Annotated in this window: 4 protein-coding genes and 1 pseudogene; all 5 read right to left on the bottom strand. The window is 63.3% G+C overall.

What is annotated here, in order from left to right; all coding sequences use genetic code 11:
- Positions 1-13 precede the first annotated feature (13 nt).
- Positions 14-1,543 (bottom strand): ABC transporter substrate-binding protein, encoded by a 1,530-nt coding sequence (locus CO671_RS25075; protein ID WP_170965048.1) that lies wholly within the window; start codon positions 1,541-1,543, stop codon positions 14-16.
- Between the two features lie 132 nt (positions 1,544-1,675).
- Positions 1,676-2,671 carry a P1 family peptidase gene (locus CO671_RS25080; protein WP_097608160.1) on the bottom strand — a complete coding sequence of 332 codons (996 nt, stop codon included), beginning with the start codon at positions 2,669-2,671 and terminating at the stop codon, positions 1,676-1,678.
- A 122-nt stretch (positions 2,672-2,793) separates the two neighbouring features.
- A complete protein-coding gene (locus CO671_RS25085) occupies positions 2,794-2,988 on the bottom strand; it encodes a hypothetical protein (RefSeq protein ID WP_010033580.1) in 195 nt (64 codons plus the stop codon).
- 522 nt (positions 2,989-3,510) lie between these two features.
- Entirely contained in the window at positions 3,511-6,450 is a 2,940-nt protein-coding gene (locus tag CO671_RS25090) for an aminotransferase (protein ID WP_097608151.1), read from the bottom strand.
- Between the two features lie 120 nt (positions 6,451-6,570).
- Positions 6,571-6,667: pseudogene (gene purU, locus CO671_RS25095) on the bottom strand (formyltetrahydrofolate deformylase); the annotation flags it as partial.

Here is a 6,667-nt window from a genome sequence, read left to right on the forward strand (position 1 = left end):
CCGGCCCGCCGCCTCACTCCTCCCAGGAAACCCCGGACAGCACGTTGGAAGGGATCGGCTCGTTCTCCCACAGTCCTTTCAGCTTCCTGTCCCAGACGCCGAGTTTCGGCATGACGAAGAGGTAGAGCGCCGGCACGTCCTCGGCGAGGATCTTCTGTGCTTGCGCATAGATCGCGTTCTGCGCGGTGGGATCGGCCGTCTCCTGGACCTTCTTCATCAGCGCGTTGAAATCAGGGTTCTTGTAGTTGAAATAATAGGGATCGCGGGCATAGATGTCGATGTCGAGCGGTTCGGCATGGGCAACGATCGTCATGTCGAAGTTGCGGTCCTTCATGATGTCCTGGACCCATTTCGCCGGAAACTCGGTGGGCTCGATATTCATCGTCACGCCGATCTCGGCAAACATCGCCTGCATCACCTGAGCGCTGCGCGGCGCATAAGCCATCTGCGGCGATTTGATCGTGAAGGTGAAGCCGTTGGGATAGCCGGCTTCGGCCAGCAGCGCCTTGGCCTTCTCGACGTCATAGGGCAGCACGCCGGTCATGTCCTGATAGCCCGGATCGTTCGGCGTGTAATGGCTGCCGATCGGCGTGCCGAGGCCCGACCACGCGCCGTCGATCACCGTCTTGCGGTCGATCGCCATCATCAGCGCCTGGCGCACGCGCTTGTCGTCGAACGGCTTCCTGGCATTGTTCATGCCGGCGACGACCTTGAGCTCGGTATTGCCGATCCTGGTGACGAGCCTCGCATCGCCGTCGAACGAGCTCATCAGCTCGGGTGCGGCAAATTCCGGAAAGGCATCGAGATCGCCCGATTTCAGCGCGGCCGCCTGCGCCTGTGGATCGGCGATGAAGCGGAAGGTCACCTTGTCGAGCTTGGCGGCGGCATCCTTGTTCCAGTAGTCGGCATTTCTGGCGAGTTCGACCTTGTCGCCCTTCGCCCAACCGTCGAATTTGAAGGGACCGGTGCCGATCGGTGTCGTCTTGTCGTCGGCCGCCGTCTTCGGCGCGACCATGACAGAGGCCGGCCAGCCGAGCCAATAGATCAGGCTGCCGGTCGGCGCTGAGAGATGCAGCACCAGCGTTTCGGCATCGGGCGTTTCGATCGAGGCGATCGAGGCGAAGAAACGCTTCTGCGGATTGACCGAATCCGCGCCGCGGGCGCGGTCGAGCGAAAACTTGGCGCTGGCGGCATCGAAGGCCTCGCCGTCGTGGAATTTGACGCCGGTCTGCAGCTTGAACGTATAGGTCAGGCCATCGGGCGAGACTTCCCAGCTTTTGGCCAGCTGCGGCTGGACCTTGCCGGCCTGGTCGATCCTCACCAGCCCCTCGAACACGTTCTGCCAGGTGACCTGGCCGATTGCGACGGGGGCTGCGATCGTCGGGTCGAGCCCGGTCGGCTCGACGCTCATGCCAAGGTTGAGGGTGGTTTTCGCCGCTTCCGCCGGCGTCATCGCCGTCATCATCAGACCGGCCGAAAGCGCAGCGCCAAGGGAAAGCCGCCGGACGAAACGTCCCGAAGGCGCAAACGAAACCTTATTCATCATGCCCATTCCACCAGGTTGCGACCATAAGGCGTGCCGCGATCTTTCAGATCTGCCTGCCGCTTCCGGTCTTTGTTGTCCGCATGTCTTTGACGCAAACACTGCACAGTTTTGCGAGACATGTTTATGCAATCAATGACCGTCAGGATAGCGGTCGCGCCACGCCTTCTGCGCGCCTTCGGCCGGAAGGGCGCTCGCCTCGTAGACGCCGCGGGCGATCGCCCGCGCCATCACGATGGTGGCGAGGTGGCAAAGCTCCATCAGGCTTGCCATGTCGTCTCGTCGATGCCTGCCGGTCGAAGCGGCAAAGACGGTGTCGCCGTCGAGCGGCAGATGCGCCGGCAAAAGCGCCCGGGCGAAGCCGTCATGGCCGGCAAGCGAAAGCCGATGCGCCTCCGCCTTCGTCAGCTGCGCGTCGGTCACCACCGCTCCGATCGTCGTTGCCGGGGTGTTCATCCCCTTGAGCCGCATCCGGTGGTCGGTCACGACAGGCATGCCGAGCCCGCCGAATTCGCCGTCCTTCTCGAAGGGTGCTGCCCAGAAATGCGGCCCGTCGCCGATCGTTGCCGAGCCGAGCGCGTTGACGGCGACGATCGCTGCGATGCGGTGCCCGGCACTGCTGACGGCGCTGGCCGAGCCGAGCCCGCCCTTGACGGTGGCCGTCGTCGCCCCCGTCCCGGCGCCGGCGGTGCCGAGCGCGAATACGCCCTTGGCGGCCGCCTTCAACGCCGCATAACCCATGTCGCGATAGGGTGAATGCAGCCCCCAATCCTTATCGCCGCCGTTCAACAGGTCCATCAGGATCGCCTGTGGCACGATCGGGATGCGCACCGAACCAACCGCAAAACCGCGGCCGATCTCGCGCAATCCCGCCTGCACGCCACCGGCGGCATCAAGCCCGAACGCCGAGCCGCCGGAAAGCACGAAGGCGTCCACGGCGCTGACGGTCATCGACGGGTCGAGCAGGCCGGTGTCGCGACCGCCCGGCGCGCCGCCGAGCACCGTGCCGGATGCGATGGCCGGCTCGTCGAAGACGATGGCCGTGACGCCGGAACCGAGGGCGAGATCGGTCGCATGGCCGACGGCGACGCCGTCAATATCGGTGATCAGGTTGAGAAGGTCAGGCAAGGGCGGATCCTTGTGCACGAAAGGCCGCCGATAGGACTGCAATTGTCCTCAAAAAACAAGACCGGCCCCTAAGGACCGGTCACAACAGGAAGGCTGCCAAACTCGGCAGCGGCCGCATGCCCTCAGGCATGAACCGGCTTCGGATGACGGCGGGTCATCAGGTCATGGATGGCCAGCCGCACCTCGTCGGGCGAGCCGAACCGCTGCTCGTCGAGGTCGTGGACATGATATTTCACGGCGATGAACTTCAGCCGGTCTTCGTCGGGAATGACGATTCCGACGGGAACGCCGGCATATTCGATAACTTGCTTCTTCATGGATAGAACTCCTGCCGCGCGACATGCGCAGCCATGGCGAATTGACTTGTCTGGTACCGTTGAAAGGAGGACGAACGTCACATTCGACAGTTCGGGCGGGAGAGGGCGCCCGGACGGTCATTGCCAAGCACAGATCGCCCAAGGAGATCGGCGAGAATATCGATATCTGTCATGTCTCGTTCCTTGCGTTGGCGTTGCGCTTGAGTGGTCCCGGAAGAGCCCGGGGCCGGTGATGGCTATCTGCTATAATCTACTAACTTGGTAGAGATTACCCGAGAGCCTGTCAGAAACATATTCCGAAACGTGTCAAAAAATCGACGATCCGAAAAAAATCATTCCGCCTTGCCCAAACTTACGGAAAGAAACATATCAGCTTTTCGTAAAATTCGGATGACAGAATCGAAACTCTTTCGACCGCCGCAGCAGAGATAGGAAGCCTTGCTGATTCCGGCAATGGGCCACGTCGGCAAAAATCGAAATGCCTCGAAATGACCGCTTTGGTTAAGGCGGCAAGAGCTACGTTCACCAGCCTTCGTCGAGCACCTTTTCCAGCATGTCGGCGAAGAAATCGGCGCTTTCGATGCTGAGGCAGAGCGGCGGTTTGATCTTCAGCACATTTTGGTGATCGCCGGTCGGCTGCATGATGACGCCGAGATCGAGAAGCCGGTCGCAGATCGCCGCCGTCTCTTCTTTTGCCGGCTCCAGCGTCGTTCTGTCGCGGACGAATTCCAGGCCGAGATAGAGGCCCATGCCATGCACGGCGCCGGCGATCGGGTGGCGGTCGATCAGCGCCGCAAGCCGCCCCTTCAGGTGTTCGCCGACCGTGCGGGCATTTTCCTGCAGCTTTTCCTCGGCCATGATGTCGAGCACCGCCAGGCCGGCGACGCAGCTGACCGGGCTGCCGCCGGTGGAGGAAAAGAAGGGCCCTTCCGTCTCCAGTGACTGCGCGATCTCGCGTGTGGTGATGACGGCGCCGAGCGGATGGCCGTTGCCCATGCCCTTGGCGGTGGTGATGATATCGGGCACGACCCCTTGTTGTTCGAAACCCCAGAAATAATGACCGAGTCTGGAGTAACCGACCTGCACCTCGTCGGCGATGCAGAGGCCGCCGCGGGCCCGCACCTGCCCGTAGATCTCCCGGAGATAACCATCCGGCAACGGAATGCCGCCGGCATTGCCGTAGACTGATTCGCAGATGAAGCCGGCCAGGCCTTGGCCGCCGGCGTCGATCGTCTCCAGCATCGGCATGACGGCGCTGAGATAGCTCGCTGCCGTGTCGGGCCCGCGAAACGCGCCGCGATAGGTATTCGGCGAAACGACCGCATGCACCCAGTCCGGCCGGGTGGTCAGCGCCTGCGGATTGTCGGCGATCGAGGTGGAGACGGCGTCACTCGCCGCCGACCAGCCGTGATAGGCTTCGAGCAGGCAAAGCATATTGCGCGCGCCGCTATGGGCTTGCGCCAGCCGGATCGCCAGATCGTTCGCCTCCGAGCCGCTGTTGACCAGAAAGACCGTATCGAGCCCCTCCGGCGAAAGGGCGGCGAGCCGTTCGGAAAATTCCGCGATCGCGGCATAATGGAAGCGCGAATTTGTATTGAGCAGCAGCCATTGGGCGCTGATCGCCGCCGCCAGCTTGGGATGGCCGTGGCCAAGAATCGTGACATTGTTGACCATGTCGAGATAGGCGCGGCCCTCGACATCGAACAGATGCTCTCTCCAGCCGCGCTCGATCTGCGGCGGCGCGGCATAATAGTGCTTCTGCGGGTCTGCGAGATGCGCCTGCCGCCTGACGAGCAGGCCGGCGGTTTTTGGTTGCGGCGCATCCGCTTGCCGGTCGAGAAGGGGCGATGGCGAAGGGCAGAGCACCGACCAGGCGGCCGCCTCCCGCGGTGTGGCAAAGAGCGGCGGTTCGAGGCCGGCGACGGTGCAGAGCTGGAGGCGCAGCCCGCCGAGCGATGACGCCTCTCCGGAAACCGAACCCAGCGGATCGCCGGCGGCAAGCACGGCGCCATCCTCGACCCCACCCTCGATTGAAGGGGTAAGCCCGTCGAGGTGCAGGGTCATCGTCTCGGAGGTCAGGGTCAGATGCTGGTCCTTCCAGCCGATGCGGCCGGCAAAGGGTGCTGTGATCGTGCTTCCCGCAGCAAGGCATATGTCGACATGCAGGGCATAGGTCGCCTGTCCCTTGGTGTTTCCGAGGGCGGCGCGGGAGAGCCGATATTCGCCGTAGCGCGTTGCCGCCGTACCGTTTTCGGCTGCAGCCCGGGCCAGCAGCCGCCAATCCATATCGGCATTCAGCCAGTTGCCGGCGGAAAAATGCGGGCTTCGCACGCCAAGGTCGATATAGGCGATCGCGGCGGGATCGATGTCAGGCAGCAGCGGCAGCCATTCCGATGTTTGCGCAGCGGCGACGTCCGCGCCTGCTGCCTTGAGGATGGCGGCTTCCATGAGCTCGAACGGAACCGACATTGCCGTATCGAAGATCGCCCGCTCGCGCTCGAGATTGCCGCGGACGTAATCATTGTCGGGATCGATTGAAATCTGCTGCTCGCTGCTGGCGACGAGGATGACCGCGCGGGCGACGATCAGTGGCCACAGCGCCTTCAGTTCGTCGTCGCTCAGCGGGTAGATCGCCTGATAGGCGGTGACGGCAGGCAGGATATGAAAGGGATCGCCATTTGCCTGATGCAGCAACGAGGCGCAGGTGACGGCGAGATCGCCGACCAGCCAGCCGCGGATGATGTCGCCGAAATCGATCACCCCGTCGGGGATCGTATGGCCGCGTGCGTCGCGGTGGCCGACGACATTGTCGCCGGTGACATCGTGATGGACAGCCTGCAGCCGGAGCGACGGCGCCAGGGGCTGGATGCGGCGAACGGCCAGCACCATGGTCTTGGCGATCCGGTCGCGGGCAGCGCTGTCGGTGATGGCGGAAAGCAGCTGCACGGCGACCGGCCCGGCGCGCCGCAGATCCCATTGCAGGCTGCGGTCGAGGCCCGGATGGTCGAAATCGGCAAGCGCCTGCGCCAGCCTCGCGCAGAGAGCGCCAAGCGCCGCAACGGAAGCGGGCGCCAGATACCTGATCTCCGTCAGTCCCTGGCCTTCGAGATATTCCAGCAGCCGGACCTGGTAGCCCTGCCCACGCACGGTGAGGACAAGGATTTCTCGCCCGTCATTCGTGGCGACGACGTTCGGAACACGCGGCGCGTCTGCCTTGCCTTTCAGGTGATGGATCGCCGCGTTCTGCGCTTCGAGTTCGCGGGTCTCGTAGGCGGCATGGCAAATCTTCAGCACATAACGGCCGCGATCGCTGTCGACGCGGTAGTTTCGATCCTGCTGGCTGCCGAGTTCGGCAAGCGTGCCGGACAGGCCGTAATGATCAAGCAGGATCTCTTCCGCGTCCGCGACGGTGACGTCGGGACGCGGCAGCGCCATGCGATCAACAAGCGCCTCGTCGGTCATGACACCCCCTCCCGCAGCATGATTCGATTACCCGTTGAACGAGATAATCAAATACTTGCTGCCGGCAGGCAACGGCTGATTGTCGTTTGCCAGCAAAAGAGATGCGGGTCTTGACCAGCCTCAGCCCATGCGTTCGGAGGCGTAGCTCCCGGGGCTTGCCGGGAAGACGACGGTGCGGTTGCCGTTGATGAAGGTGCGGTGGTGGATATGGGCGTGG

Origin of the sequence: Rhizobium sp. M10 (assembly GCF_002531955.1) — a bacterium.
Classification (GTDB): domain Bacteria; phylum Pseudomonadota; class Alphaproteobacteria; order Rhizobiales; family Rhizobiaceae; genus Rhizobium; species Rhizobium etli_C.

Coding starts and splice junctions, on each gene's coding strand:
- CO671_RS25085 (WP_010033580.1), bottom strand. CDS start 2,988: ATGAAGAAGCAAGTTATCGAATATGCCGGCGTTCCCGTCGGAATCGTC.
- CO671_RS25090 (WP_097608151.1), bottom strand. CDS start 6,450: ATGACCGACGAGGCGCTTGTTGATCGCATGGCGCTGCCGCGTCCCGAC.
- CO671_RS25075 (WP_170965048.1), bottom strand. CDS start 1,543: ATGAATAAGGTTTCGTTTGCGCCTTCGGGACGTTTCGTCCGGCGGCTT.